Origin of the sequence: Pseudomonas putida W15Oct28, assembly GCF_000708715.2 — a bacterium.
Taxonomy (GTDB): domain Bacteria; phylum Pseudomonadota; class Gammaproteobacteria; order Pseudomonadales; family Pseudomonadaceae; genus Aquipseudomonas; species Aquipseudomonas putida_R.
The window spans coordinates 15,476-41,054 of record NZ_JENB01000047.1 but is presented as its reverse complement, the minus strand read 5'-3'; the positions used below and the strand labels follow the sequence as shown (position 1 = coordinate 41,054).

General features: G+C 63.3%; 27 protein-coding genes. 21 read left to right on the top strand and 6 right to left on the bottom strand.

The annotated features are described in order from the left end of the window. The 7 genes from minC to AK81_RS23715 form a co-directional block, all read left to right on the top strand. Positions 1-359 (top strand): septum site-determining protein MinC (gene minC / locus AK81_RS23740; RefSeq protein WP_043203103.1); only part of this gene is annotated, 359 nt, incomplete at its 5' end. A 101-nt stretch (positions 360-460) separates the two neighbouring features. Then, complete coding sequence (gene minD, locus AK81_RS23735; RefSeq protein WP_043203092.1) at positions 461-1,273, top strand: septum site-determining protein MinD; 813 nt, start codon at positions 461-463, stop codon at positions 1,271-1,273. Between the two features lie 3 nt (positions 1,274-1,276). Beyond that, entirely contained in the window at positions 1,277-1,531 is a 255-nt protein-coding gene (gene minE, locus AK81_RS23730) for a cell division topological specificity factor MinE (protein WP_003252572.1), read from the top strand. Positions 1,532-1,687: 156 nt separating this feature from the next. Next, positions 1,688-2,323, top strand: a complete 636-nt coding sequence (locus tag AK81_RS23725; RefSeq protein ID WP_043203091.1) for an RluA family pseudouridine synthase — start codon at positions 1,688-1,690, stop codon at positions 2,321-2,323. Between the two features lie 169 nt (positions 2,324-2,492). Beyond that, a complete protein-coding gene (locus AK81_RS23720; RefSeq protein WP_043203089.1) occupies positions 2,493-3,782 on the top strand; it encodes a M18 family aminopeptidase in 1,290 nt (429 codons plus the stop codon). A 188-nt stretch (positions 3,783-3,970) separates the two neighbouring features. Further along, entirely contained in the window at positions 3,971-4,138 is a 168-nt protein-coding gene (locus AK81_RS30290; RefSeq protein WP_016501052.1) for a hypothetical protein, read from the top strand. A gap of 44 nt (positions 4,139-4,182) precedes the next feature. Then, positions 4,183-6,336 carry a mechanosensitive ion channel family protein gene (locus AK81_RS23715; RefSeq protein ID WP_043203100.1) on the top strand — a complete coding sequence of 718 codons (2,154 nt, stop codon included), beginning with the start codon at positions 4,183-4,185 and terminating at the stop codon, positions 6,334-6,336. Between the two features lie 146 nt (positions 6,337-6,482). On the opposite strand, the gene AK81_RS23710 is transcribed toward AK81_RS23715, so the two are convergent. Next, complete coding sequence (locus tag AK81_RS23710; RefSeq protein WP_043203087.1) at positions 6,483-7,196, bottom strand: UTRA domain-containing protein; 714 nt, start codon at positions 7,194-7,196, stop codon at positions 6,483-6,485. Between the two features lie 328 nt (positions 7,197-7,524). Here AK81_RS23710 and AK81_RS23705 point away from each other — a divergent pair, with 328 nt between their 5' ends. The 6 genes from AK81_RS23705 to AK81_RS23680 all read left to right on the top strand — a co-directional run bounded on the left by AK81_RS23705 (position 7,525) and on the right by AK81_RS23680 (position 12,810). Continuing rightward, complete coding sequence (locus AK81_RS23705) at positions 7,525-8,583, top strand: ABC transporter substrate-binding protein (RefSeq protein ID WP_043203085.1); 1,059 nt, start codon at positions 7,525-7,527, stop codon at positions 8,581-8,583. 129 nt (positions 8,584-8,712) lie between these two features. Then, positions 8,713-9,519, top strand: coding sequence for an alkaline phosphatase family protein (locus tag AK81_RS23700; RefSeq protein ID WP_043203083.1), 807 nt, complete (start codon positions 8,713-8,715; stop codon positions 9,517-9,519). Beyond that, positions 9,516-10,367 carry an ABC transporter permease gene (locus tag AK81_RS23695; protein ID WP_043203081.1) on the top strand — a complete coding sequence of 284 codons (852 nt, stop codon included), beginning with the start codon at positions 9,516-9,518 and terminating at the stop codon, positions 10,365-10,367. Before AK81_RS23700 ends, AK81_RS23695 begins: the two co-directional genes overlap by 4 nt. After that, positions 10,357-11,151 (top strand): ABC transporter permease, encoded by a 795-nt coding sequence (locus tag AK81_RS23690; protein ID WP_043203079.1) that lies wholly within the window; start codon positions 10,357-10,359, stop codon positions 11,149-11,151. Before AK81_RS23695 ends, AK81_RS23690 begins: the two co-directional genes overlap by 11 nt. Position 11,152: 1 nt before the next feature. Continuing rightward, a complete protein-coding gene (locus tag AK81_RS23685) occupies positions 11,153-12,142 on the top strand; it encodes an ABC transporter ATP-binding protein (protein ID WP_043203077.1) in 990 nt (329 codons plus the stop codon). 14 nt (positions 12,143-12,156) lie between these two features. Continuing rightward, positions 12,157-12,810, top strand: coding sequence for an HAD family hydrolase (locus AK81_RS23680; protein ID WP_043203075.1), 654 nt, complete (start codon positions 12,157-12,159; stop codon positions 12,808-12,810). A 113-nt stretch (positions 12,811-12,923) separates the two neighbouring features. On the opposite strand, the gene AK81_RS23675 is transcribed toward AK81_RS23680, so the two are convergent. Continuing rightward, complete coding sequence (locus AK81_RS23675; RefSeq protein WP_043203073.1) at positions 12,924-13,886, bottom strand: NAD(P)H-quinone oxidoreductase; 963 nt, start codon at positions 13,884-13,886, stop codon at positions 12,924-12,926. Positions 13,887-14,026: 140 nt separating this feature from the next. Between AK81_RS23675 and AK81_RS23670 the strand changes: the two genes are divergently transcribed. Together AK81_RS23670 and AK81_RS23665 are read left to right on the top strand one after the other, a co-directional pair. Beyond that, positions 14,027-16,108: a carboxy terminal-processing peptidase gene (locus AK81_RS23670; RefSeq protein WP_193393775.1), complete on the top strand. Its 2,082-nt coding sequence runs from the start codon at positions 14,027-14,029 to the stop codon at positions 16,106-16,108. Between the two features lie 118 nt (positions 16,109-16,226). Beyond that, positions 16,227-17,165, top strand: a complete 939-nt coding sequence (locus tag AK81_RS23665; protein WP_043203069.1) for an EAL domain-containing protein — start codon at positions 16,227-16,229, stop codon at positions 17,163-17,165. Between the two features lie 135 nt (positions 17,166-17,300). Here AK81_RS23665 and AK81_RS23660 read toward each other — a convergent pair whose 3' ends face one another. The 4 genes from AK81_RS23660 to AK81_RS23645 all read right to left on the bottom strand — a co-directional run bounded on the left by AK81_RS23660 (position 17,301) and on the right by AK81_RS23645 (position 19,608). Next, positions 17,301-17,669 (bottom strand): hypothetical protein, encoded by a 369-nt coding sequence (locus tag AK81_RS23660; RefSeq protein WP_016501064.1) that lies wholly within the window; start codon positions 17,667-17,669, stop codon positions 17,301-17,303. Next, positions 17,666-18,004 (bottom strand): helix-turn-helix domain-containing protein, encoded by a 339-nt coding sequence (locus AK81_RS23655; protein WP_016501065.1) that lies wholly within the window; start codon positions 18,002-18,004, stop codon positions 17,666-17,668. The genes AK81_RS23660 and AK81_RS23655 overlap by 4 nt, the downstream gene beginning before the upstream one ends. A gap of 110 nt (positions 18,005-18,114) precedes the next feature. Further along, entirely contained in the window at positions 18,115-18,555 is a 441-nt protein-coding gene (locus tag AK81_RS23650; protein ID WP_043203068.1) for a YkvA family protein, read from the bottom strand. 288 nt (positions 18,556-18,843) lie between these two features. After that, a complete protein-coding gene (locus AK81_RS23645) occupies positions 18,844-19,608 on the bottom strand; it encodes an FKBP-type peptidyl-prolyl cis-trans isomerase (RefSeq protein ID WP_043203067.1) in 765 nt (254 codons plus the stop codon). A gap of 269 nt (positions 19,609-19,877) precedes the next feature. Here AK81_RS23645 and AK81_RS23640 point away from each other — a divergent pair, with 269 nt between their 5' ends. From AK81_RS23640 to AK81_RS23615, 6 genes are all read left to right on the top strand, one after another. Then, on the top strand, positions 19,878-20,615 hold the full coding sequence (locus tag AK81_RS23640; protein ID WP_043203065.1) for an AraC family transcriptional regulator: 738 nt from the start codon (positions 19,878-19,880) through the stop codon (positions 20,613-20,615). Positions 20,616-20,816: 201 nt separating this feature from the next. After that, a complete protein-coding gene (locus AK81_RS23635; RefSeq protein WP_043203063.1) occupies positions 20,817-21,890 on the top strand; it encodes an SDR family oxidoreductase in 1,074 nt (357 codons plus the stop codon). 1 nt (position 21,891) lies between these two features. Next, a complete protein-coding gene (locus AK81_RS23630) occupies positions 21,892-23,151 on the top strand; it encodes an aspartate aminotransferase family protein (protein ID WP_241496113.1) in 1,260 nt (419 codons plus the stop codon). A 9-nt stretch (positions 23,152-23,160) separates the two neighbouring features. Then, positions 23,161-23,604 (top strand): type II toxin-antitoxin system RatA family toxin, encoded by a 444-nt coding sequence (locus tag AK81_RS23625; RefSeq protein ID WP_043203062.1) that lies wholly within the window; start codon positions 23,161-23,163, stop codon positions 23,602-23,604. A gap of 4 nt (positions 23,605-23,608) precedes the next feature. Beyond that, entirely contained in the window at positions 23,609-24,754 is a 1,146-nt protein-coding gene (locus tag AK81_RS23620; protein ID WP_050491940.1) for an isobutylamine N-hydroxylase, read from the top strand. Next, the gene (locus AK81_RS23615) at positions 24,751-25,578 is read left to right on the top strand and encodes an SDR family NAD(P)-dependent oxidoreductase (protein ID WP_043203060.1); all 828 of its coding nucleotides are present in this window, start codon (positions 24,751-24,753) and stop codon (positions 25,576-25,578) included. The genes AK81_RS23620 and AK81_RS23615 overlap by 4 nt, the downstream gene beginning before the upstream one ends. Position 25,579: the final 1 nt, after the last annotated feature.

Genomic DNA, 25,579 nt, shown 5'->3' with positions numbered 1-25,579 from the left:
CGCCAGCACCCGCCCCCGAGCCCGAGGTGCGCCCCACCCGCATCATCACTTCGCCGGTGCGCGGTGGCCAGCAGATCTATGCTCAAGGTGGCGACCTGATCGTTACCGCCTCGGTCAGCCCGGGCGCGGAACTTCTGGCCGATGGCAATATCCATGTGTACGGCGCCATGCGCGGCCGGGCCCTGGCGGGCATCAAAGGCAATACCAAGGCGCGCATCTTCTGCCAGCACATGACTGCCGAAATGGTCTCCATCGCCGGCCAGTACAAGGTTTGCGAAGACCTGCGCCGCGACCCGCTGTGGGGTACCGGTGTGCAAGTCAGCCTGTCCGGTGATGTGTTGAACATCACCCGTCTTTAACGGATACTTGCCGTCATTTTCAGAGCAACTTTTTTAACTGTTGCCGTTTTTTTGCTTTTTGCCGGGACACATGTCCCGACTTATTTTAGGGGTGAAACACCTTGGCCAAGATTCTCGTGGTTACTTCCGGCAAAGGGGGTGTGGGCAAGACCACCACCAGCGCCGCCATTGGTACCGGCCTCGCACTGCGTGGCCACAAGACCGTCATCGTCGACTTCGACGTGGGCCTGCGTAACCTCGACCTGATCATGGGCTGCGAACGCCGCGTGGTGTACGACTTCGTCAACGTGGTCAACGAAGAAGCCAACCTGCAGCAGGCCCTGATCAAGGACAAGCGCCTCGAGAACCTGTATGTACTTGCCGCCAGCCAGACCCGCGATAAAGACGCGCTGACCCTGGAAGGCGTCGAGAAGGTGCTGATGGCGTTGAAAGAAGACTTCGAATACGTCATCTGCGACTCCCCGGCGGGTATCGAGAAAGGTGCACACCTGGCGATGTACTTCGCCGACGAAGCCATCGTGGTGACCAACCCTGAGGTGTCTTCGGTACGTGACTCGGACCGCATGCTGGGTATCCTGTCGAGCAAATCGCGCCGCTCCGAAAAGGGCGAGGAGCCGATCAAGGAACACCTGCTGATCACTCGCTACAACCCAGAGCGCGTCGTCAACGGCGAAATGCTGAGCATCGACGACGTCACCGACATCCTGGCGATCAAGCTCAAGGGTGTGATCCCTGAGTCCCAGGCTGTGCTCAAGGCCTCCAACCAAGGTATCCCGGTCATCCTCGACGACCAGAGCGATGCTGGCCTGGCGTATAGCGACACCGTCGACCGCCTGCTGGGGAAAGACAAACCCCTGCGTTTTGTTGAAGTGCCGAAGCAAGGATTCTTCGCGCGCCTGTTTGGAGGCAAGTAAACCATGAACCTTTTTGACTTCTTTCGTGGCAGACAGAAACAGACCAGCGCGTCGGTAGCGAAAGAGCGTCTACAGATCATCGTGGCGCACGAGCGCGGCCAACGCAGCGAGCCGGACTACCTGCCGGCGCTGCAGAAAGAACTGCTGGAAGTGATCCGCAAGTATGTGAACATCGGCAACGATGACGTGCATATCGAGCTGGAAAACCAGGGCAGCTGCTCGATTCTGGAGCTGAACATTACCCTGCCGGATCGCTGATCCGCGCTACCGGCAATTTGGGGCTGCTTTGCAGCCCATCGCGACACGAGGCCGCTCCTACAGGGGTTACGCATTTCCCTGTAGGAGCGGCCTCGTGTCGCGATGGGCCGCAAAGCGGCCCCAATAGCTTTCCCGCGATTTAACAGAGACCACGCAATGCCGCTGTCCAATATCCAGATCCTGCACGAAGACGCCGCCATCCTGGTGATCAACAAACCGACCCTGCTGCTGTCGGTGCCTGGCCGTGCCGAGGACAACAAGGACTGCCTGATCACCCGACTGCAGGAAAACGGCTACCCCGACGCGCTGATCGTGCACCGTCTGGACTGGGAAACCTCCGGCATCATCCTGCTGGCCCGTGATGCCGACAGCCACCGCGAGCTGTCGCGCCAGTTCCACGACCGCGAAACCGAAAAGGCCTACACCGCACTGTGCTGGAGCCAACCGGCACTGGACAGCGGCAGCATCGACCTGCCGCTGCGCTACGACCCGCCAACCAAGCCACGGCATGTGGTGGACCACGAGCAGGGCAAGCATGCGCTGACGTTCTGGCGCATCGTCGAGCGCTGCGGCGACTACTGCCGGGTAGAACTGACGCCGATCACCGGGCGCTCGCACCAGTTGCGCGTGCACATGCTGTCGATCGGCCACCCGCTGCTGGGTGACCGGCTGTATGCCAACCCCGAGGCGCTGGCAGCCCATGAGCGGCTGTGCCTGCATGCCTCCATGTTGAGCTTCACCCACCCGGTGTCCGGGGAGCGGTTGAAGTTCGAGTGCCCTGCGCCCTTCTGATTTTCGGCTGGCCGCCCCGGCCTCTTCGCGGGCTCGCCCGCTCCCACAGGGATGACACTGCACTGGAAATGTGTGCGGTACCTGTGGGAGCGGGCAAGCCCGCGAAGAGGCAGACACAAATTGTCGACATTGTGCGTTAAACTCGCGCCACTGCTGTCTGGAGTGAGCTATGCGCGACGAACTGAATTCTGGCCTTATCGATTTCCTCAAGGCCTCCCCCACGCCCTTCCATGCCACCGCCAGCCTGGCCCAGCGCCTTGAAGCTGCCGGCTATCAGCGCCTGGACGAGCGTGACAGCTGGGCCACTGTGCCTGGCGGCCGCTACTACGTCACCCGCAACGACTCGTCGATCATCGCCATCAAACTGGGCAAGCAGGCACCGTTGCTGAACGGTATCCGCATGGTCGGTGCCCACACCGACAGCCCGTGCCTACGGGTCAAGCCGCAGCCCGAGCTGCAGCGCCACGGCTTCCTGCAACTGGGTGTGGAAGTGTATGGCGGCGCCCTGCTGGCGCCTTGGTTCGACCGCGACCTGTCCTTGGCAGGCCGGGTCACCTACCGCCGTGACGGCAAGGTTGAAAGCCAGCTGATCGACTTCAAGCTGCCGATCGCGATCATCCCCAACCTGGCCATCCACCTGAACCGCACCGCCAATGAAGGTTGGGCGATCAACCCGCAGAACGAGCTGCCGCCCATCCTGGCCCAGGTCGCGGGTGACGAACGCATCGACTTCCGCGCCCTGCTTACCGAGCAACTGGCCCGCGAGCACGAGTTGATCGCCGACGTGGTGCTGGATTACGAACTGAGCTTCTACGACACCCAGGACGCTGCGCTGGTCGGCTTGAACGGCGACTTCATCGCCGGGGCCCGCCTGGACAACCTGCTGTCGTGCTACGCCGGCCTGCAAGCCCTGCTGGCCGCTGACAGCGACGAAACCAGCGTGCTGGTGTGCAACGACCACGAAGAAGTCGGCAGCAGCTCGGCCTGCGGCGCCGACGGCCCGATGCTGGAGCAGACCCTGCAGCGCCTGCTGCCCGATGGCGACGCCTACGTACGGACCCTCCAGCGCTCGCTGATGGTGTCGGCAGACAACGCCCACGGCGTGCACCCCAACTACGCCGACAAGCACGACGGCAACCACGGGCCCAAGCTTAATGCCGGGCCGGTGATCAAGGTGAACAACAACCAGCGCTACGCCACCAACAGCGAAACTGCCGGTTTCTTCCGCCACCTGTGCATGGCCGAGGAAGTGCCGGTGCAAAGCTTTGTGGTGCGCAGCGACATGGGCTGTGGCTCAACCATTGGGCCGATTACTGCCAGCCACTTGGGCGTGCGCACGGTGGATATCGGCTTGCCGACCTTTGCCATGCATTCCATTCGCGAGCTGTGCGGCAGCCATGACCTGGCGCACTTGGTGAAGGTGCTGACTGCCTTCTACCGTAGCCGCGAGCTGCCTTGATGTAAGCAGGCCCGGCCTCTTCGCGGGCTCGCCCGCTCCCACAGGGACCGCACAACCTTAGGGAACTGCTCTGACCCTGTGGGAGCGGGCAAGCCCGCGAAGAGGCCGGGCCTGCTCAAGGTCAATCCCGCCTCGCTTGCCAAGCGCTATGCTTGTTACATGGCCCCACTGCAAAAGGATTGCTGTCCATGTCCCCGTTTCTGTCCCTGTTCGTGCCGGTGTTCCTGTTCCTGATGCTGCTGACCATCGGCTTCAGCATGCGCGAGCGCAATATCGGTGTGCTGATGATGTGGATCGGCACCTTGGGCATCTTCGGCCTCACCTGCTGGAAGATCCTCGAGAAACTGCCGACATAAACCTCTACACTCGGTCAATCGTTTGACCTGAGGTAGATTTGCCAGTGCCTGCCCTCCTGCGTTACCTGTTCCTGCTGCTGTTTTTGTTCATCACACCGGTACAGGCGGCGGGCCTGCCCGGCCTGCTGGGCGGCAGTGCGCCCGCGCAACCGGAGGCCACCGAGCCGCTGGGCAAGTCGCTGGACGAAGTGATCAAGAACCTTGAAAACGACCAGCAGCGGGCCAAGCTGCTGGCCGACCTGAAAAAGCTGCGCGACGCCACCAAGCAATCACAACCCAGCGTGGAACAGGGCGTGCTCGGCCTGATCGGCGGCGCCCTGCATGATTTCGAAAAACAGTTCAGCGGCGATGCCAGCCCGTTCCACCGCTGGTCTACGGAAATCGAACAAGCCCAGGCCGAACTGACCGAGCTGATGGTGCCGGTGCACCAGTGGCCGGCGATCCTGTTCGGCTTTGCCGCCGTCATTGCCGTGTGGAGCGTGCTGGCCTACGCCTTCAACTGGGTCGGCCACCGGATACGCCTGCGCTTTGGCCTGAGCGAAGAACTGCCCCAGCACCCCCGCACCTGGGACCTGGTGCGCTTTGCCCTGCGCAAGCTTGGCCCGTGGCTGGTGGCGCTGGTGTTCACCGTGTACCTGAGCTTTGTGCTGCCGCCGTCGCTGGGTAAGTCGCTGGCCATGGTGCTGGCCTACGCGCTGGTGGTCGGAACCTGCTTCTCGGCCATCTGCGTGATCGCCTTCTCGCTGCTCGATGGCCCGCACCGCCACCGCGCCCTGCACATTCTGCGGCACCAGGCATTCCGCCCGCTGTGGCTGATCGGCAGCTTTGCTGCGTTTGGCGAGGCCATGAGCGACCCGCGCATGCTGGTGGCACTGGGGACCCACCTGGCCCATGCCCTGGCGACCCTGGCCAACGTCATCGCCGCGCTGTGCACCGGGCTGTTCATCCTGCGCTTCCGCCGCCCGATCGCCCACCTGATCCGCAACCAGCCGCTGGCGCGGCGCCTGACCCGCCGCACCCTCAGCGACACCATCGAGATTCTCGGCAGCTTCTGGTTCATCCCGGCGCTGATCCTGGTGGCCATCTCGCTGTTCGCCACCTTCGTCTCGGCCGGCGACACCAGCACCGCCCTGCGCCAGTCGCTGATGTGCACCGTGCTGGTGGTGGTGTGCATGGTGCTCAACGGCCTGGTGCGCCGCCACGCCGCCAACCCCAAACGCGCCAACAAACGCCAGGCGGTGTATGCCGAACGCCTGCGCAACTTCGGCTACCTGCTGGTGCACCTGTTCATCTGGCTGGTGTTCATCGAACTGGGCCTGCGGGTGTGGGGCCTGTCGATGATCAGCTTCGCCGAGGGCGACGGCCACGAAGTCAGCCTGCGCCTGCTGGGCCTGGCCGGCACGCTGATCGTCGCCTGGCTGGTGTGGATCCTTGCCGACACGGCCGTGCACCACGCCCTGGTGCGCTCGCGCCGGGGCCTGGCCAACGCCCGCGCGCAAACCATGATGCCGCTGATCCGCAACGTGCTGTTCGTGGTCATCTTCATCATTGCGGTGATCGTAGCCCTGGCCAACATGGGCATGAACGTGACCCCGCTGCTGGCCGGTGCAGGCGTGATCGGCCTGGCCATCGGCTTTGGCGCGCAATCGCTGGTGGCCGACCTGATCACCGGGTTGTTCATCATCATCGAAGACTCGCTGGCCATCGACGACTACGTGGACGTGGGCGGGCACCTGGGTACGGTGGAGGGGCTGACCATCCGTACCGTACGCCTGCGGGACATCGACGGCATCGTGCACACCATCCCGTTCAGCGAGATCAAGAGCATCAAGAACTACTCGCGGGAGTTCGGCTACGCCATCTTCCGTGTGGCCATCCCGCACAACATGAGCATTGACCGGGCGATCACGCTGGTTCGCGAGGTAGGGCAAAAGCTGCGCAACGACCCGCTGATGCGCCGCAACATCTGGTCGCCGCTGGAGCTGCAGGGGGTGGAAAGTTTCGAGTCGGGGTCGGCGATCTTGCGGGCCCGGTTCAAGACCGCGCCGATCAAACAGTGGGAGGTGTCGCGGGCGTTCAACCTGGCGCTGAAGCGGCAACTCGATGAGGCGGGGCTGGATTTGGCAACACCACGGTTGTCAGTGCAGGTGGTGACTGCCGGGGGCGGTGGGATGACAGAGGCCGGTTCCTCCAGTTAGGGCCTCTTCGCGGGCTTGCCCGCTCCCACAGGTGCTGCACAAGGCTCAAGGCCTGTGATGGACCTGTGGGAGCACAGATGCTGCACAGGGCTCAAGGCTTGTGATGGACCTGTGGGAGCGGGCGAGCCCGCGAACAAGCCAACACCTCATCCAGCCTGAGCGCGGATGCGGATCGCATCGTGCCGCCAATACTCCAGGTCACAGTCGATCAGGTGCCCATGCTGGTCGCTGTTGACCCGGGTGATGTGCAAGCCCGGGCTGCCCACCGACACCTTCAATGCCGCCGCTGCCTCCACCGGCAACGCCGTCGGCAGGATCTCGAAACACACCTGCCCATACCGGATGCCGTACACCCGCCCATAAATCTCGGTCAGCGACTGCGCCAGGTCCTGCTCGAGAATGTCCGGAAAGTACCGGGGGTTGAGGTAATGCTCGGCATACAGCACTGCCCGCCCGTCAATCCGCCGTAACCGGCAGATACGCACCACACTGGACAAGGCCGGTAGCTGCAAGCGCGCACAGATGGCCGCCGAAGCCGGCTGCAGCCGTGCGGACAGCAGTTCGGTACTGGCCACACGGCCCTGGTCGCGCACCATGGCATGGAAATGACTGCGCTCGATCAGGTCGTAGGTCAGCCGCTCGGGCGCGACGAACCAGCCGCGCCGCTCTTCGCGGTAGATCAGGCCCTCGGCCTCCAGCTGCGCCAGCGCCTCGCGCAGGGTGATGCGCGTGGTGTCGAACACCTCGCTAAGCTTACGCTCGGCCGGCAGCTTGCCGCCCGGCGCCAGCAGGCCGTGCTCGATCTGCTCCTGCAGGGCATGGCAGATGGCTGTTACCGCACGCGGTGGCATCGGCTGCATCAATGGTTACCTATCTGGACTAGTCCAGCCCCAGAACAGGGCACTTGGAGAATAGTGCAAGCCTAGGCAGGGCTGATGAACATCCTGTGACACGGCTGCGCACGAGGTACTGCCAGAATCGGGCCAGCCCCGCAAAACCGGGGGTTCACCATGGTCTACGCTGTATTGCCAGGAGCCCGCAGCCACCTGCAGGGGCCCTTCCCTACATCAAATTGTCACGCAAGCGGCCTACCTTGGCTCAAGGTTTGCTGACCTAGACCAAAGGTTCCAGGCAACGGTTTCACTCATAACAATGATCGGTTAAAGGCACCCACCCAAGGAGCTACGGATGAAAAAGTTGTTCATGGCGTCACTGCTCGGTTCGGCCATCGCGTTCTGTACCTCGGCCATGGCCGAGGACCTCAAGGCCCTGGAAGATGCCGCCCGCAAGGAAGGCACCGTCAATAGCGTGGGCATGCCCGATGCCTGGGCCAACTGGAAAGGCACCTGGGAAGACCTGGCCAGCAAGTACGGCCTCAAGCACAGCGACACCGACATGAGCTCGGCCCAGGAAATTGCCAAATTCGACGCCGAGAAGGACAACGCCAGCGCCGACATCGGTGACGTGGGCGCCGCCTTCGGCCCAATCGCCGTGACCAAGGGCGTGAGCCAGCCGTACAAGCCAAGCACCTGGGACCAGGTGCCGGAGTGGGCCAAGGACAAGGACGGCCACTGGGCGCTGGCCTATACCGGTACCATCGCCTTCATCATCAACAAGGACCTGGTCAAGGAAGAGGAACGGCCGAAAACCTGGCATGACCTGGAAAAAGGCAAGTACAAAGTCGCCATCGGCGACGTCGGCACTGCCGCCCAGGCCGCCAACGGCGTGCTTGCCGCCGCCATCGCCTACAAAGGCGACGAAAGCAACGTGGCGCCGGGCCTGCAACTGTTCACCAAACTGGCCCAGCAGAAGCGCCTGTCGCTGGCCAACCCGACCATCCAGACCCTGGAGAAGGGCGAGGTGGAAGTGGGCGTGGTGTGGGACTTCAACGGCCTGAGCTACCGCGAGCAGATCGACCCCAAACGCTTTGAAGTGCTGATCCCGTCGGACGGTTCGATCACCTCGGGCTATACCACCATCATCAACAAGTACGCCAAGCACCCGAACGCGGCCAAACTGACCCGTGAATACATCTTCAGCGATGCCGGGCAGACCAACCTGGCCAAGGGGCACGCCCGGCCAATCCGTGCCGAGCACCTGAAGCTGCCGGCGGACGTGCAGGCCAAGCTGCTGCCCAACGAGCAGTACGGTGCAGCCCAGCCGATCAAGAATGCCGAAGCCTGGGAAGCCACCTCGAAGAAACTGCCGCAGATGTGGCAGGAGCAAGTGATCATCGAGATGGAGTAAGGGGCTAGCTTATCTAGTGCCTGACCCGGCCCTTTCGCGGGCACGCCCGCTCCCACAGGGACCGTGCAAAACCCTGTGGGAGCGGGCGTGCCCGCGAAGAAGCCAACGCGGTTTATGACTGGAGCCACCATGCAACACAACGTCATCCTGGTCCTGCTCGACGGCCTCAACTACCAGGTCGCCCACCACGCCATGGGCCACCTGCATGCCTATGTCGAGGCCGACCGCGCCGCGCTGTACCGCGTGGAATGCGAGCTGCCGTCGCTGTCACGGCCGCTGTACGAGTGCATCCTCACCGGCGTGCCGCCCATCAACAGCGGCATCGTGCACAACAACGTCAACCGCCTGTCCAACCAGCGCAGCGTGTTCCACTACGCACGCGAAGCCAACCTGGGCACCGCAGCGGCGGCTTATCACTGGATGAGCGAACTGTACAACCGCTCGCCCTTCGACCCGCAGCGCGACCGCCACACCCACGCGCCGAAGCTGCCTATCCAGCACGGGCTGTTCTACTGGGACGACCGCTACCCCGATTCGCACCTGCTGGCCGATGGCGAATACCTGCGCCGCCGCCATGCCCCCAACTTCCTGCTGGTGCACCCGATGAGCGTCGACGATGTCGGCCACCGCCACGGACTGGACAGCAGCCAGTACCGCAACGCCGCCCGCAGTGTCGACATCCTGCTGGCCGACTACCTGCCCGGCTGGCTCGAAGAGGGCTATCAGGTGCTGGTCACCGCCGACCACGGCATGAACAACGACCGCTCGCACAACGGCCTGCTCGCCGAGGAGCGCGAAGTGCCGCTGTTCGTCTTTGGCGACGCCTTCAGCCTGGACCCGGCGGCCAAGCCGTTGCAGACCGAGCTGTGCGGCACCATGTGCGAGCTGCTTGGCGCTGCCCACGACAAGACCGTGTGCCGGGAGCTGCTGAAGTGACTGCACCCAAGCGCAGCGGCGCCCGTGGCCGCTACCTGGCCCTGCTCTGCCTGCTGCCGTTTGCCGTGTTCTTTGTCGTTTTCCAGATTGCCCCGCTGGCCTGGGTGGCGATCAACAGCGTGCAATCGGAAGCCGGCTGGGGCGTCGAGAATTTCAGCAAGGTATTCAGCTCGAAGTTCTACCTGCAGGCCCTGCAACGCAGCCTGGAGATCAGTTTCTGGTCGAGCCTGTTCGGCATCATCATCGCCACCCTTGGCGCCTATTCGCTGCGCCAGGTGGACTCGAAACTGCGCGACTTCGTCAGCGCCTTCGCCAACATGACCAGCAACTTTACCGGGGTGCCGCTGGCCTTCGCCTTCATCATCCTGCTCGGTTTCAATGGCGCGCTGACGCTGCTGCTGAAGCAGATCGGCCTGCTGGAAGACTTCAGCATCTACTCCAAAAGCGGGCTGATCCTGGTGTACACCTACTTCCAGATCCCGCTGGGCGTGTTGCTGCTCTACCCCGCTTTCGACGCCCTGCGTGAAGACTGGCGCGAGTCGGCCGCGCTGCTCGGTGCCAACCACTGGCAATACTGGCGGCACATCGGCCTTCCCGTACTCACGCCGGCACTGCTGGGCACCTTCGTCATCCTGCTGGCCAACGCCCTGGGCGCCTACGCCACCGTGTACGCGTTGACCACCGGCAATTTCAACGTACTGCCGATCCGCATCGCAGGCCTGGTGGCCGGCGACATCAGCCTCGACCCCAACCTGGCCAGCGCCCTGGCGATGGTGCTGGTGGGGCTGATGACGCTGGTCACGGTGGTGCATCAATGGCTACTGAAACGGAGCTACCATGCGCGCTGACACCCGTTCCGGCGGCTGGTACCACCGCATCGTGGTCTACCTGCTGCTCCTGATCCTGCTGCTGCCACTGGCCGGCACCCTGCTCTACTCGCTGGCCACCAGCTGGTCGGCCAGCCTGCTGCCCAGCGGCCTGACCCTGAAATGGTACGTGGCACTGTGGAGCGAGCCGCGCTTCCTGGCTGCGTTCGGCCAGTCGCTGCTGGTGTGCATGGGCGCGCTGCTGCTGTCGGTGGTGCTCATTTTGCCGCTGCTGTTCGTGGTGCACTACCACTTCCCGCGGCTCGACGCGCTGATGAACATCCTCATCCTGCTGCCATTCGCGGTACCGCCGGTGGTGTCGTCGGTGGGGCTGCTGCAGCTGTATGGCAGCGGGCCGATGGCCATGGTCGGCACGCCGTGGATCCTGATCGGCTGCTATTTCACCATCGCCCTGCCGTTCATGTACCGGGCCATTACCAACAACCTGCAGGCAATCAACCTGCGCGACCTGATGGACGCCGCCCAGCTGCTCGGGGCCAGCACCTGGCAGGCCGCGCTGCTGGTGGTGCTGCCCAACCTGCGCAAGGGCCTGATGGTAGCGCTGCTGCTGTCGTTCTCGTTCCTGTTCGGCGAGTTCGTGTTCGCCAACCTGCTGGTCGGCACCCGCTACGAGACCCTGCAGGTGTACCTGAACAACATGCGCAACAGCAGCGGCCACTTCAACAGCGCACTGGTGATCTCGTACTTCGCCTTTGTGCTGGTACTGACCTGGGTCGCCAACCGCCTGAACAAGGACAAGACCTGACATGAGCTTCGTCAGCGTACAGAAACTGCAGAAAAGCTACGCCGGCAGCCCGGTGTTCGAAAACATCGACTGCCACATCGAACGCGGCGAGTTCGTTACCCTGCTAGGCCCGTCCGGCTGCGGCAAGTCCACCCTGCTGCGCTGCATCGCCGGGCTTACCCCGGTGGACAGCGGGCAGATCCTCCTCGACGGCCACGACATCGTGCCGCTGAGCCCGCAAAAGCGTGGCATCGGCATGGTGTTCCAGAGCTACGCGCTGTTCCCCAACATGACCGTGGAACAGAACGTGGCCTTTGGCCTGCGCATGCAGAAGGTCAAGGCCGACGAAAGCCAGGCCCGGGTACGCGAGGTACTGGCGCTGGTGGAGCTGGGCAACTTTGCCGGGCGCTACCCGCACCAGTTGTCTGGCGGCCAGTGCCAGCGCGTGGCCCTGGCCCGCTCGCTGGTTACCCGCCCACGCCTGCTGCTGCTCGACGAGCCGCTGTCGGCACTGGATGCGCGTATTCGCAAACACCTGCGCGAGCAGATTCGTGCCATCCAGCGCGAGCTGGGGCTGACCACCATCTTTGTCACCCACGATCAGGAAGAAGCGCTGACCCTCTCCGACCGTATCTTCCTGATGAACCAGGGGCGTATCGTCCAGAGCGGCGATGCCGAAACCCTCTACACAGCGCCTGTGGACCTGTTTGCCGCCGGCTTTATCGGCAACTACAACCTGCTCGACGCCGACAGCGCCAGCCGCCTGCTGCAACGCCCGGTGGCCAGCCGGCTGGCGATCCGCCCGGAGTCGATCACCCTGAGCGTGAATGGCGAACTGGACGCAGAAGTACGCAGCCACAGCCTGCTGGGCAATGTGATTCGCTACCGCGTAAACGTGCGCGAGGTGGAGTTGGTGGTCGATGTGCTCAACCGCTCGCCGGCCGACCTGCACGCGGACGGAAAACGGGTTAGCTTGTCGATCGACCCGACAGCGCTGCGGGAAGTGGCTTAAGGAGATTCAACACAATGGCACTGGCAATTTTCGATCTGGACGAAACCCTGATCCACGGGGACTGTGCGTCGCTGTGGAGCGAGCAGATGGCCCGGCTGGGCTGGGTCGACGGCAAGGACTTCCTGCGCCGCGATCGTGAGCTGATGGAGGCCTACGGCAAGGGCCACCTGCAGATGGAGGACTACATGGCCTTCAGCCTGGAGCCGATGGCCGGGCGTACCCTGGAGGAGGTCGAGCATCTGGTTGAGCCGTGGGTCGAAGAGGTGATCGAGCCGATCATCTACGGCGACGCCTGCCGCTGCATTGCCGAGCACCGCAAGCGCGGGGACCGCATTGTGATCATTTCCGCTTCGGGGACGCACCTGGTCGGGCCGATTGCGGCGCGCCTGGGGGTAGATGAATACCTGGCGATCGAGCTGGAGGCGGTGAACGGGGTGTATACGGGCAAGACCCACGGGGTGCTGACCTACCGCGAGGGCAAGATCACCCGGCTGCTGGAGTGGCTGGATCAGGAGCAGGAGAACCTGGAGGGCGCGAGTTTCTATTCCGATTCACGCAATGACCTGCCGCTGTTGCTGAAGGTGGATCACCCGCATGTGGTGAACCCGGATGCGGTGTTGCGCGAGCATGCCCAGACCAATGGCTGGCCGATCCTGAGCTGGTCCTGAAGATTTGGGTGGGCCCTTTCGCGGGCACGCCCGCTCCCACAGGGATCACCACAAGTTCGAACACTTCGGGATCCCTGTGGGAGCGGGCGCGCCCGCGAAAGGGCCGGGCCTGCTTATGAAAGGCTAGGGTCGATCACCATCACCAACTTACCCGAGACCTGGTTGCTCTCAAGCGCGGCATACGCCGCCTGGGCAAATGCCACCGGGTAGGTATCGACCAGCTGCGGCGACAAACGCCCTTCTGCGAACAGCGGCCACACCTGCTGTTGCAGCTCGCGCAGCAACTCGGCCTTGAAGCCGTCATCCCGGTTGCGCAGCGTAGAGCCGGTAATCTCCAGGCGCTTGGCCAGCACCTGGGCCAGGTCCAGCTCGAACTTGCGCCCGCCCATCAGGCCGATGATCACCCAACGGCCGTCACGGGCCAGCAGCTTGAGGTTGAGCTCGCCGTAGCTGGCACCCACCGGGTCGAGAATCACGTCGAACGGCCCGAAACCTTCCAGGGCATCCAGGTTCTCGTTGCGTACCACGCCACCCGCAGCGCCCAGTGCTTCGCAATAGGCCAGGCGGTCCGGCGAACCGACGCTGACCCACACCGGGCTGCCGAAAGCCTTGCACAACTGGATGGCGGCTGAGCCAACACCACTGGCGCCAGCGTGCACCAGTACCTTCTCGCCAGCCTTCACAGCACCGAGCTGGAAGATGTTAAGCCAGGCGGTGGCGTACACCTCCGGCAACGCTGCCGCTTCATGCAGGCTGAGTCCTTCGGGCACCGGCAGTACATGACGGGCATCGACCACCACTTCCTCGGCCATGGCGCCGCTGGCCAGCAGTGCGCACACCCGGTCGCCCACCCGCCAGTCGGCGCCGGCACCCACTTCCTCGACCACACCGGCGCATTCAAGGCCCATGTACGGGCTGGCGCCTGGCGGTGGCGGGTACAAACCTTTCATTTGCAGCAGATCGGCGCGGTTCAGGCCCGCAGCAGCCACGCGAATGCGCACTTGGCCCGCGTCACAGGCCGGGCGCTCGGCCTCGACCCACTCCACATGTCCGTCAACGCCTTGCAATGCCTTCACAGTGCCTCCATAGTTGAATCATGACTGGGCCTGGGGAACGCACACCCCAGGCTTTTTGCAGTATTTGCCCGGTTCCATGGAACCGGCAACGGAAAAGACGGCCTACTATGCGTGATCAATTGCCTCCACGTCGAATCAGCATGAAGCATTTCCTCCCAAGCACCGCCCTCGCTGTAATGATCGGCCTGGGCAGCCTCACGCTCGGCGGCAATGCAGCGGCCGCCAACAAGTGGGACGGCCTGCAGCCGGACCGCGACGAGATCGTCGCCAGCCTCAACGTGGTGGAATTGCTCAAGCGCCACCACTACAGCAAGCCGCCGCTGGACGACGCCCGTTCGGTCATCATCTACGACAGCTACATCAAGCTGCTGGACCCGGCGCGCAGCTACTTCACCGCGGCCGACATTGCCGAATTCGACAAATGGAAAACGCAATTCGACGATTTCCTCAAGAGCGGTAACCTGGACCCGGGCTTCACCATCTACAAACGCTACCTGGACCGCGTCAAGCAGCGCCTGGACTTCGCCCTGGCCGAGCTGAACAAAGGCGTGGACAAGATCGACTTCACCGCCAAGGAAACCTTGCTGATCGACCGCAAGGACGCCCCCTGGATGAAGGACCAGGCCGAGCTCGACGACTTGTGGCGCAAACGCGTCAAGGACGAAGTGCTGCGCCAGAAGATCGCCGGCAAGGAACCCAAGCAGATCCAGGAAACCCTGACCAAGCGCTACAAGAACCAGCTGGCGCGCCTGGACCAGACCCGTGCCGAGGACATCTTCCAGGCCTACATCAACACCTTCGCCCAGTCCTACGACCCGCACACCAACTACCTGTCGCCGGACAACGCCGAGAACTTCGACATCAACATGAGCCTGTCGCTCGAAGGCATCGGCGCGGTGCTGCAAAGCGACAACGACCAGGTCAAGATCGTGCGCCTGGTGCCGGCAGGCCCGGCGGCCAAGACCAAGCAGGTCGCCCCGGCCGACAAGATCATCGGCGTGGCGCAAGGCAACAAGGAAATGGTCGACGTGGTCGGCTGGCGCCTGGACGAAGTGGTCAAGCTGATCCGTGGCCCGAAAGGCTCGGTGGTACGCCTGGAAGTCATCCCGGCCAGCAATGCACCGAGCGACCAGACCAGCAAGATCGTGTCGATCACCCGTGAAGCGGTGAAACTTGAAGAGCAGGCGGCGAAAAAGTCGGTGCTCAAGCTCAAGCAGGACGGGCGTGACTACAAACTGGGCATCATCGAGATCCCGGCCTTCTACCTCGACTTCAAGGCCTACCGCGCTGGTGACCCGGAATACAAGAGCACCACGCGTGATGTGAAGAAACTGCTCACCGAACTGCAGAAAGAGAAAGTCGACGGCGTGGTCATCGACCTGCGTAACAACGGCGGCGGCTCGCTGCAGGAAGCCACCGAGCTGACCAGCCTGTTCATCGAGAAAGGCCCGACCGTACTGGTGCGCAACAGCGACGGCCGCGTCGACGTGCTGGAAGACGAAAACCCGGGTGCCTTCTACAAGGGCCCACTGGCGTTGCTGGTCAACCGCCTGTCGGCCTCGGCATCGGAGATCTTCGCCGGCGCCATGCAGGACTACCACCGCGCACTGATCATCGGTGGCCAGACCTTCGGCAAAGGCACCGTACAGACCATCCAGCCGCTCAACCATGGCGAGCTGAAGCTGACCCTGGCCAAGTTCTACCGGGTTTCCGGGCAGAGCACCCAGCACCAGGGCGTGCTGCCGGATATCGACTACCCGTCTATCATCGACACCAAGGAAATCGGCGAGAGCGCCCTGCCCGAGGCCATGCCGTGGGACACCATCCGCCCGGTGGTCAAGCCGGCGGCCGACCCGTTCAAGCCGTACCTGGCCCAGCTCAAGGCACAGCATGAAGCGCGCAGCGACAAGGATGCCGAGTTCACCTACATTCGCGACCGCCTGGCCCTGACGCAAAAGCTGATGACCGAAAAAACCGTCAGCCTCAACGAGCAGGATCGCCGTGCACGCCACGACGATATCGAGGCCAAGCAGCTGGCGCTGGAAAACGTCCGCCGCAAGGCCAAGGGTGAAGAGCCGCTCAAAGAGCTGAAGAAAGAGGACGAGGACGCGTTGCCGGTCGAGGATGAAAACACCAAGCCGGAAGACGACGCCTACCTGTCCGAAACCGGTCGCATCCTGATCGACTACCTCAGCGCCAGCACCAAGGTGGCCAAGAAGTAAGGTGCAGCGGCAGTGATGGCAGAATAATGTGAGCTGTCATCAAACAGTCATCGCGCTGTCGTGAAATACGGGGGCCGGGCATGCAGATGCCCGGCCCTTTCATTTTCAGGAATACGTCATGACCGTCGCCGAACAGCTCAGTGCATTGAGTGCCATTTTGGCTCAGCGCAGCATTCACAGTCTGTTCCAGCCGATCATGTGCCTGAGCGAACAACGGGTTTTCGGCCATGAAGCGCTGAGCCGCGGGCCGTCCAACAGCCCGCTGCATGCACCACTGAACCTGTTCAGCATCGCCCGCCAGGCCGGCCGCCTGACCGAGCTGGAAGCAGCCTGCCGCGAAAGTGCCTGTCGGCGCTTCAGCGAGCAGCAGTTGCAGGGCAAGCTGTTTCTCAACATCTCGCCCGAATCGTTGCTGGAGCCACACTACCCGTCCGGCCTTACCCTGAAGCTGCTGGAGCAGGTTGGCCTACCGCCCAGCCGGGTGGTGATCGAGCTGACCGAGCACACCCCCACCGACGACTTCCAGCTGCTGTCCAATGCCCTGCACCACTACCGCGACATGGGTTTCTCGATTGCCCTCGACGACCTGGGGGCGGGTTATTCGAGTTTGCGCCTGTGGTCGGAGCTGCGCCCCGAATACGTGAAGATCGACCGCCACTTCATCGACGGCATCCACCGCGACCCGCTCAAGCGCGAGTTCGTTGGCTCGATCTTGCAGATTGCCCGGGCGTCGAAAGCACAGGTGATTGCCGAAGGCATCGAGCTGGCGGAGGAGCTGGCGGTGCTGAGGGAGATGGGGGTGGACCTGGTGCAGGGTTACCTGTTGGGGCGGCCGCAGGAGCTTGGGGTGCGGGAAAGCAGGCCGTTACCGGCGCTGATGAGCCTGCCGCTGGCTGAACAGCCGACGGTGCGGCTCAATGCGACGCTTGGGCAGTTGCTGGAGTTGTTTGAGCGGCATCAGCACCTGGAGGCATTGGAGGTGGTGGATGCTGATGGCAGGGGTTGTGGGCTGATCCACCGGCATGCGTTGCCCCTGACGGCGGTGCAGTACCTGTAGGAGCGGCCTTGTGTCGCGATCGGGCCGCACAGCGGCCCCGGCAATTCATGCGTTGACGCTGAAACCCTGGGGCTGCTGCGCAGCCCTATCGCGACACAAGGCCGCTCCTACAAAGGACCGCGTTGATGCTAACAATCAGGCTGTTTCGGGGTAGCTGTACTCGAACACCCGGACCACCTCGGAGGCATGCCACGATGCCGCCTCCATGCCATCGACCGGCCCGGCAAACCGCCCCAGCCGTTCGACACATTCAAAGAAGCCGGTGCGCGGCAAGCGGCTGGCGCCCTGGCTGATCACCAGCGAGCTGCGCAACGGCTGCTCGGCACGGGCATCCAGCACCGCCAGGTACTCCAGCGCAGCGGTCAGCGTTTGCATGGCAGGGCTGGGCAGTTGCAAGCGCTCGATCAGCGCTCGGTAGGTCAGCAAGTGACGTTGACGACGGGCCAGGTCAAGCTCGCCCAGCAGGTTATCCCAGTGCTGACGGCTGATCCTGACCTGGCTCATGATGGCTCGCTCCAGCCAGCCACCCCCAGGTGCCAGGCCAAGGCGCGGCGGATGGCAGCATCCGGCTGGCGTTCGCCCGATTCGATCATGGCCAGATACGCCGGGCTCACCCCGACATTGCGCGCCAGTTGTTCAGGGGCAATGCCCTTGGCCTGGCGAATCTGCGCCACTTCGCTGAACGCCGGCAATGGCGCCACGGCAGCTGAGCCGGGCTCTTCGCTGACGACTGCCTCGGCAGGCGCCTGCCCCGCCGCCTTGAGCAGTGCCTGGTACTGCTCCCAGGGAACGACTGCGTACTCGGGTTGACCGTCCCGGCTAATTACCTGAATACCCATTACAAACCCCTTAAAAAAGGATTACAGCATGTAATCCGTAGGCATAACCCTTATGCCAATTATATTACCAACTCCGGGGTCTGTCCGGTTGAGTGCAGTTCAGGCTGTTTTCACGGCGTATTGCGCTCCAGCCCCAGCGCTTGTGGGGTAGCCGGCAGGCGCTCGACCACCCGCAGCCGCTCGGGTGCCTGGCTGTCGCGCCAGGCCTTGAAGCGGGCCAGTTCGTCGGCCACGGTCTTCAGCACCCAGCCCAGCACGGCGATGTCATCGAGAAAACCCACGCCCAGCAGCCAGTCGGGGATGGCATCGATGGGGCTGACGAAATACAGCAGGCCGGCCACGATGGTGACCAGGGCCTTGGGGCTGATGGCGCGGTATTCGCCACGCCACCACGCCAGGCACAGCGACTGAAGCAGTTTCACGTCCTCACGCAACTGGCCGATGCGCGGGCCTTTGCGAGCCACTGCAAAGAGCAGGGCCGGCAGCCGGCCACGGCTGAGCAGGCGCTCAGCCAGGGGCAGGAAACGGGCAAAATTCCAGGGTGCGCTCATGGAGCCTCCAGACGGAACAGGTTATCCACATTTATTGTGGATAACCTTGTGAACAGGGTCGCGTTTCTGAGCCCAGGTGCCTGCCAGGCAAGGGCCACGGTCAGATCGGGCGTTTTTTACACAACCGTTTCAAGCCGTGGGTACCTGGCCGCAAACGATTTGCGCCAGAAACATCCTACATCTACTAGCTGCATTTCCTCGGACAGTATCAGTTGTTGCAGGTTCGTCCAATCGCCACAAACGAAAACGCCCCGTCAGGACGGGGCGTTTTGCAAGTACCAGCCAGTGTTACTTGGCAGGTGCCTCAGCAGGCGCTTCAGCTGGAGCCTCGGCTTGCGGCTCGCCGCCTTGCAGCTGGGCCGGATCCTTGATGGCGATCAGTTCCAGGTCGAACACCAGTACCGAGTTGGCCGGGATCAGCGGGCTTGGGCTTTGTGCGCCGTAGGCCAGTTCAGCCGGGATGAACAGTTTGTACTTCTCGCCAACGTGCATCAGCTGCAAGCCTTCGACCCAACCCGGGATCACACCGCTTACCGGCAGGTCGATCGGGCTGCCACGCTCGACAGAGCTGTCGAACACCTTGCCATCGGTCAGCTTGCCTTCGTAGTGGACAGTGACCACGTCGGTCGGCTTGGGCTGCGGGCCATCAGCTTTCTTGACCACTTCGTACTGCAAGCCCGAGGCAGTGGTGACCACGCCTGGCTTCTTGGCGTTTTCTTCGAGGAACTTCTTGCCGGCGGAGGCGGCTTCTTCGCTGGCCTTGGCCAGGCGCTCCTCGGCGCGTTTCTGCAGGGCGGTGAAAGCCTCTACCAGCTCTTCGTCCTTGATGCGTTGTTCTTTCTTGCCAACGGCGTCTTCGATGCCGAGGGCGACCGATTTCGAATCAAGGTCTTCCATGCCTTCCTGAGCCAGGCTCTTGCCCATGTTCAGGCCGATACCGTAGGAGGCTTTTTGCGCCGGAGTCTTCAGCTCGGGGCTGCTGGCCTGTTGATCACAGCCAGCCAGTACCAGGCCTACCAGGGCAACCGCAGCCGCCAAACGATGCTGTTTCATGTGTTTTCCTTGTTCATGCGCCATAAGGGCAATCAGGGTAGAAGCCGCGAGCTTATCAGGCGTCCCCAACCCATGGCTACCGGCATAAGAACCAGCAAACAGGGATTAGTTCCACAGCCTTGCCCGCGGTGGGAAAGCCTTAAAAAGTGCAAAAGATCATTCGTTACGTTTTGTATCGACCAAGATATACCATAACGCTATCATCTGCCGCTTTCAGGATACCGAGCCGGGGCGGCCAGGCTATCTAGAACGGGCTTCAGGGACGCACGATGAGATGGGATGGAGCAGTCACCTTCGGTGATTACTGGCTGGGCTACACCGGCAATACCGACCAGACTGCTGCCCATGCCCACGTCGCCATCCAACTGTGCATCGGCCTGCGCTACGACATTACCGTGGAGTTCGGCAAGCAGGTCCTCACCGCGCCCGGGGTTTTGATCGGGCCTTCCGTCGACCATCGTTCGCTGCCCAACCCTGACCGCGTTGCCTTTCTCTATTTCTATCCGGATGCGCCACTGGGCCGTGCGCTGAAGGCCTTGCTCGACGACAGCGGCAAGGCTGCAGTCAGCCAGGATATTGTCGATTGCGTGCGCCAGGCCGCCGACTTCCACGAGGTGGTGGCGGCGCTGGAACTCAAGCTGGTGCCCCCCGAAAGCTTCGACCCGCGCCTGTCCAACGCCCTGCACCTGCTGCGCCAGGACTGGGCCGGCATCGGCGCGGTATCACGCGCAGCCAACGCAGTGGGCCTGTCCAGCCCGCGCCTGCGATTTTTCGCCACGCACCAGATGGGCGTGCCACTGTCGCAGTGGATCATCTGGCGCAAGCTCGAACGTGCCTGCCATGCCCTCGCCCACGATGCCAGCCTCAGCGATGCCGCCATGGCCGGGGGTTTCGCTGACCAGGCCCACCTCACCCGCATGATGCGACGCATGGTCGGCATGTCGCCCAGCCGCGTCGCCATCGTGCTGCGCAATACAAGCGATTCGTTCAAGAATCCACAGTTCTAAATCGCCATCATTCCCTCCAGCCCGCGCCAGCCGGGGTCTCCACCACCAGGCGCAGGGCTGCTTGCCGGCCGTCCCTGAACCCAGGGCACACAGGTCGGCTTTTTTAATCGTTCCGGTCCTTGGCCCCATTGCGGCTGCCAGGCAGACGGGCGCCATGGCCGATGCCACTTCATCAACCTAGCGAGCAAGGAGTGCTAGCCAATGTCAGGACCCTCGCGGCTGACCGTTTTCCTTACCGGCGGTGCCGGCGTACTGGGCGATACCCTGATCGACCAACTGGCCGACCGCTATCACCTCGTTTGCCTGACCCGTCGCAGCAGCATCCGCCACCCTGGGGTCGAGACAGTGCGCGGTGATATCTGCCAACCGCATCTGGGCCTGTCCAGCGCGGACTACCTGGCGCTGACCAAGCGGGTCGACTGGGTCATCCACTGCGCGGCCATCACCCGCCTCGATGGCCATGCCGAAGCAGTGTTCTCGGTCAATTACCAAGGCACCGAGCAGGTGCTGGAGTTTGTCCGCGACGCCGATGTACCGCTGTACCACATCAGTACCGCCTTCACCCACCCGTGTGACTACCACCCGGGGGTGATGCCTTCTACCCCGTACGAAGTGGTCAAGCGCCAGGCCGAAAGCCTGGTGCGTGATGCGGGCGTACCGGTGTCGATCTTCCGCCCGTCGATCATCATCGGCGACAGCCACAGCGGCCACATGCCCATGCTGCAAGGGTTTCACCTGACCATGGGGCTGATGATGTCGGGCTACCTGCCGATCATCCCGTGCCCGGAGGACGGGCGGGTCGACGTGATCGCTCGCGACGTGGCGGCGGCCGGCATTGCCAGCGCCCTGGACCAGCGCCTGATCGGCGACGACTACTTCCTCAGCAATGGCCCGCAGGCGCTGGATATCCGTACCCTGCTCGACCTCATGTGCGCCGAAATGCACGATCAGGGCAAGCCTTTCCAGCGTCCGCGCTGCATGAACCCGGACATCTACGAACGCCTGGTGCGCCCGGTGTTCCTGCCGGCCCTTGAAGAGAACATCCGCGCAGCCCTGGGCCGCGCCACCCAACTGTGCCGCTACGCCAGTCTGCTGCAGCCGCTGCCCAGTTCGCTGGAGCAACTGTTGCCGGCCCAGCACCTGGCCATGCGTTCCCCGCGCCAGGAACTGGCCCTGACCCTGGCGCGCCTGTCACCCAAGCTTTCGGCCATGCAACGCATGTTGAAGATTCCGGCAGCGGGTGAAAGCCGTGGCGAACTGGCCATGGAGGCCTGAGATGATGAACAGCTTCACTCCCCTGCCCGAAGGACTCGACGCCGAGCGGGTACGGACGCAATACCGTGACCATGTGAATGCCGGCTATGCACGCCTGGCCTCGATGATGAACCTGCCGATTGAGGTGGCAGGTGAAGGCGTCTACCTGTTCGACATGGACGGCAACCGCTATCTGGATGCCGGTGGTTACGGCGTATTTCTGCTCGGTCACTCGCACCCGCAGGTGGTCGAACAGGTCAGCCGACAGCTGCACAGCCACCCGATGGCCAGCAAGCTGATGCTGAACCCGTTCCAGGCCCGGGCCGCCGCAGCCCTGGCTGCGCTATGCCCCGCCCCGCTGCAGTACGTGTACTTCTGCAACTCGGGCACCGAAGCCACAGAGGCTGCACTGAAGCTGGCCTGGCTGAACGGCTGCCAGCAGGTGATCTCGACCCAGGGTGGCTATCACGGCAAGACCCTTGGTGCGCTGGCGGTGACCGGACGTGAACTGTATCGCTCGCCGTTCGACGACCGCCTGGGGCACACCCACTTCGTGCCATTCGGTGATGCCGAGGCGCTGCGCCGGCAGTTGCAGGCGCAACCCGAGCGGGCCTGCGTGATCCTCGAGCCGGTGCAGGCCGAAGCCGGAGTAATCGTGCCGGCGGCTGGCTACCTGCAGCAGGTGCGCACACTGTGCGACCAGTACGGCGCGGTACTGATTGCCGATGAAATCCAGTCTGGCATGGGCCGTACCGGGCGCTGGTGGGCCTGCGACCACGAGGGCGTGGCACCGGACATCCTGCTGGTCGGCAAAAGCCTGTCCGGTGGCTGCGTGCCGGTCAGCGCCATGGTGTGCACGGCCGACCTGCAGGCACCGCTCAATCGCAATCCATTGATGCACACCTCCACCTTCGGCGCCAACCCGCTGGCCATGGCAGCAGTGATGGCGACCTTGCAGGTGATGCAGCGCGAACAGCTGGTGACGCGTGCCGCCGACCTGGGGCAACGCCTGCAGCTGGGCCTGCAAAGTGTGCTAGGGCAACACCCGCGTGGTGCCGAGGTACAGCTACGCAGCGCCGGCCTGTTGCTGGGGCTGGAGTTCGCCGATGCCGGGCTGGCGGCAAACATGGTCATGCACCTGATCGACCAACGCATCGTGATCAATCATTCGCTCAACGATCACCGGGTAATCCGCCTGACACCGCCAGCCCTGTACAGCGACAGCGACGTTGAATGGCTGCTCGGCGGTTTCGCGCGCGCCCTTGCCCGTACCTTTGAATAGGACACCGAAATGAAAGAAGTCAGCCTGAACGCCCATGTTCCCAGCCAGAGTGCCGAACAGGTCTACGCCGCCATCAGCAACTTCAGCGTTTACCCGCAGTTGTGCGAGTCGGTGCGCAACATCGAGATCGAATCGATCCATGAGCACGAGGTGCTGAGCAACTGGGAGGTGAACTTCCACAGCGGCATTCTCAAATGGCAGGAACGAGACCTGTTCGACCCGGCCAACCTGCAGATCCATTTCCGCCAGACCGCTGGCGACATCGATCACTTTTCAGGCTCCTGGCAAGTCAGCGACACCGCCGAAGGCGCCAGCATTGCCTTCCGCTCCTGCTTCGACCTGGGCCTGCCGATGCTGGCCGACATGCTCGACCCAGTCGCCCGTCAAGCGATCCGCGACAACATCAGCGCCATCATCCATGGCCTGTTCCCGAACAGCCAGATCAAGGATTGATGCCATGCCTTTGTCACTCCTGCACAACGCCAGGGAAACCCTGCAACGCTTCGCCCCGGACTTTGCCAAGCTGCTGACGGAACTGCCATTCGAAGAGCGCGAAGCCGCAGGCAGCCCAGTGGTGGACTGGTTCAAGCACACCGGCCCGGTAGCCCTGCTGGTGCCCAAGGCCGGAGGTGGCCTGGGCGCCAACGCACGCGAAGCGCTGCACGTGCAGCTCGCCCTCGGTGCCTTGTCGCCGTCGCTGGCCGTGGCCAGCACCATGCACCAGTTTTCCGTGGCCAGCCTGGTAACAGTGGCCGGCAATGGCGCAGGCGCCGAAGGCCTGCTGTTGTCGGCCATCGCCCAGCAGCGCCTGCTGCTGGCCTCGGGCTTCGCCGAAGGCGTGCCCGGTGGCGGCATCCTTGATGCCGGCATGGAGGCTGTGCAACTGGCCGACGGCGTACGCCTGAGCGGCAGCAAGCAACCGTGCAGCCTGAGCAGTTCGATGGACCTGCTGACCGCCAGCTACAGCCGCGCCAGCGAGCACGGTGAAGAACTGATGATCGCGCTGATCCCCGCCACGGCACCCGGCATCAGCCACCACCCGTTCTGGGGCAACAGCGCCCTGGCCGCGACACAGAGCCTGGAACTGCGCCTGGACGATGTCTACGTCAGCGACAAGATGATCTTCTCCGCCGGGCTGAAATCGCAGCTGGGCGACGTGCAGACCATCGGTTTCATCTGGTTCGAGCTACTGATCAGCGCCAGCTACCTGGGGGCCTGCATGGGCCTGGTGGAACGGGCGATCGACGAGCGCCGCTGGAGCGACCAGCAGCGCGTGCAGCTGGCTTGCCAACTGCAACTGTGCCTGAGTGCGCTGGAGGGCCTGGCCCACGAAGTCGATCAGGTGCAAGGCAACGCCGATGACTTGCTGGCGCGCCTGCTGCTGACCCGCTACGGCATCGAACAGCACTTGGCCAGCGCCTCCGACCTGGCCCACCAGATGCTCGGCGGCCTGGCCTTCATTCGCTCGAACCTGGGCTGCGACTGGCTGGCCAGTACCCGTGGCCTGCAGTTCCACCCTCCCGGGCGTTTCAGCATGACGGCCAACCTCGACTGCTACCTGCAAGGCGCCACCTTCAGCATTGCCAATGGAGTCACCCTGTGAAATTGCTCAACAAGATCGTCGTCATTACCGGCGCTGCACGCGGCCTGGGCCTGGAAACCGCGCGCAAGCTAAAGCGCCAAGGGGCAACGGTGATCGGCATCGACCGGCTCGAACCAGACACGGCACTCAACTTCGATGCCTACTACCTGCTCGACCTGTGCGACCGGGAACGCCTGGATGAAGCCGCCGCCTCTATTCTCGAACGCTTCGGCGACATCGATATCCTGGTCAACAATGCCGGTGTACTGACCCTTGAACGGGGCGAAACGGGGGTCAACGATGACGTGCGCCACGCCCTGGAAGTCAACCTGCTGGCGCCCTGGCAGCTGACTTCGCGGTTCTTGCCGGCGCTGCTGCGCAAGCGCGGCAAGGTGGTCAACGTGTCTTCGCTGTTTGCCCTGGTCAACGCGCCCTACGTCGCCGCCTATGCCACCAGCAAGCGGGCCATGAGCGCCTATTCGGATGTGCTGCGCATGCAATATCCCGGGCAACTGGACGTGGTCACGGTGTTCCCTGGCTTCATCGACACCGCCATTCACGCCCCGGCTGAACGGGTCGGCCTGTCGGTCAAGCGCCTGGTCAGCTTCAAGCGCGGCGAGCGCGTGCTGCTGTCGCTGGAGGAAAAACTCGATGACGCCAGCAATGGCCTGGTACGGGCCTGCACCCAGCATGGCTTGCGCAACCGCGGCCTGACCTTCCTGGGCAGCGTGGCAATGTACACCGCACGCTGGCTGCCGAGCCTGGTCGATGCCTTTATCAGCTTGCGCCTGCGCAGCCTGAGCAAGGCCGGGCAGCTGTCGCTCAAGCCCGAACTGATCGACTGAG

Excerpts from the sequence above, each read along its gene's own strand:
- AK81_RS23640 (WP_043203065.1), top strand. The coding sequence starts at position 19,878 with ATGAGATGGGATGGAGCAGTCACCTTCGGTGATTACTGGCTGGGCTAC.
- AK81_RS30290 (WP_016501052.1), top strand. The coding sequence starts at position 3,971 with ATGTCCCCGTTTCTGTCCCTGTTCGTGCCGGTGTTCCTGTTCCTGATG.
- AK81_RS23635 (WP_043203063.1), top strand. The coding sequence starts at position 20,817 with ATGTCAGGACCCTCGCGGCTGACCGTTTTCCTTACCGGCGGTGCCGGC.
- minE (WP_003252572.1), top strand. The coding sequence starts at position 1,277 with ATGAACCTTTTTGACTTCTTTCGTGGCAGACAGAAACAGACCAGCGCG.
- AK81_RS23685 (WP_043203077.1), top strand. The coding sequence starts at position 11,153 with ATGAGCTTCGTCAGCGTACAGAAACTGCAGAAAAGCTACGCCGGCAGC.
- AK81_RS23720 (WP_043203089.1), top strand. The coding sequence starts at position 2,493 with ATGCGCGACGAACTGAATTCTGGCCTTATCGATTTCCTCAAGGCCTCC.
- AK81_RS23660 (WP_016501064.1), bottom strand. The coding sequence starts at position 17,669 with ATGAGCCAGGTCAGGATCAGCCGTCAGCACTGGGATAACCTGCTGGGC.
- AK81_RS23655 (WP_016501065.1), bottom strand. The coding sequence starts at position 18,004 with ATGGGTATTCAGGTAATTAGCCGGGACGGTCAACCCGAGTACGCAGTC.
- AK81_RS23710 (WP_043203087.1), bottom strand. The coding sequence starts at position 7,196 with ATGCAGCCGATGCCACCGCGTGCGGTAACAGCCATCTGCCATGCCCTG.
- AK81_RS23705 (WP_043203085.1), top strand. The coding sequence starts at position 7,525 with ATGAAAAAGTTGTTCATGGCGTCACTGCTCGGTTCGGCCATCGCGTTC.
- AK81_RS23625 (WP_043203062.1), top strand. The coding sequence starts at position 23,161 with ATGAAAGAAGTCAGCCTGAACGCCCATGTTCCCAGCCAGAGTGCCGAA.
- AK81_RS23650 (WP_043203068.1), bottom strand. The coding sequence starts at position 18,555 with ATGAGCGCACCCTGGAATTTTGCCCGTTTCCTGCCCCTGGCTGAGCGC.
- AK81_RS23645 (WP_043203067.1), bottom strand. The coding sequence starts at position 19,608 with ATGAAACAGCATCGTTTGGCGGCTGCGGTTGCCCTGGTAGGCCTGGTA.
- AK81_RS23700 (WP_043203083.1), top strand. The coding sequence starts at position 8,713 with ATGCAACACAACGTCATCCTGGTCCTGCTCGACGGCCTCAACTACCAG.
- AK81_RS23670 (WP_193393775.1), top strand. The coding sequence starts at position 14,027 with ATGAAGCATTTCCTCCCAAGCACCGCCCTCGCTGTAATGATCGGCCTG.
- AK81_RS23690 (WP_043203079.1), top strand. The coding sequence starts at position 10,357 with ATGCGCGCTGACACCCGTTCCGGCGGCTGGTACCACCGCATCGTGGTC.
- AK81_RS23630 (WP_241496113.1), top strand. The coding sequence starts at position 21,892 with ATGATGAACAGCTTCACTCCCCTGCCCGAAGGACTCGACGCCGAGCGG.
- AK81_RS23620 (WP_050491940.1), top strand. The coding sequence starts at position 23,609 with ATGCCTTTGTCACTCCTGCACAACGCCAGGGAAACCCTGCAACGCTTC.
- AK81_RS23665 (WP_043203069.1), top strand. The coding sequence starts at position 16,227 with ATGACCGTCGCCGAACAGCTCAGTGCATTGAGTGCCATTTTGGCTCAG.
- AK81_RS23680 (WP_043203075.1), top strand. The coding sequence starts at position 12,157 with ATGGCACTGGCAATTTTCGATCTGGACGAAACCCTGATCCACGGGGAC.
- AK81_RS23725 (WP_043203091.1), top strand. The coding sequence starts at position 1,688 with ATGCCGCTGTCCAATATCCAGATCCTGCACGAAGACGCCGCCATCCTG.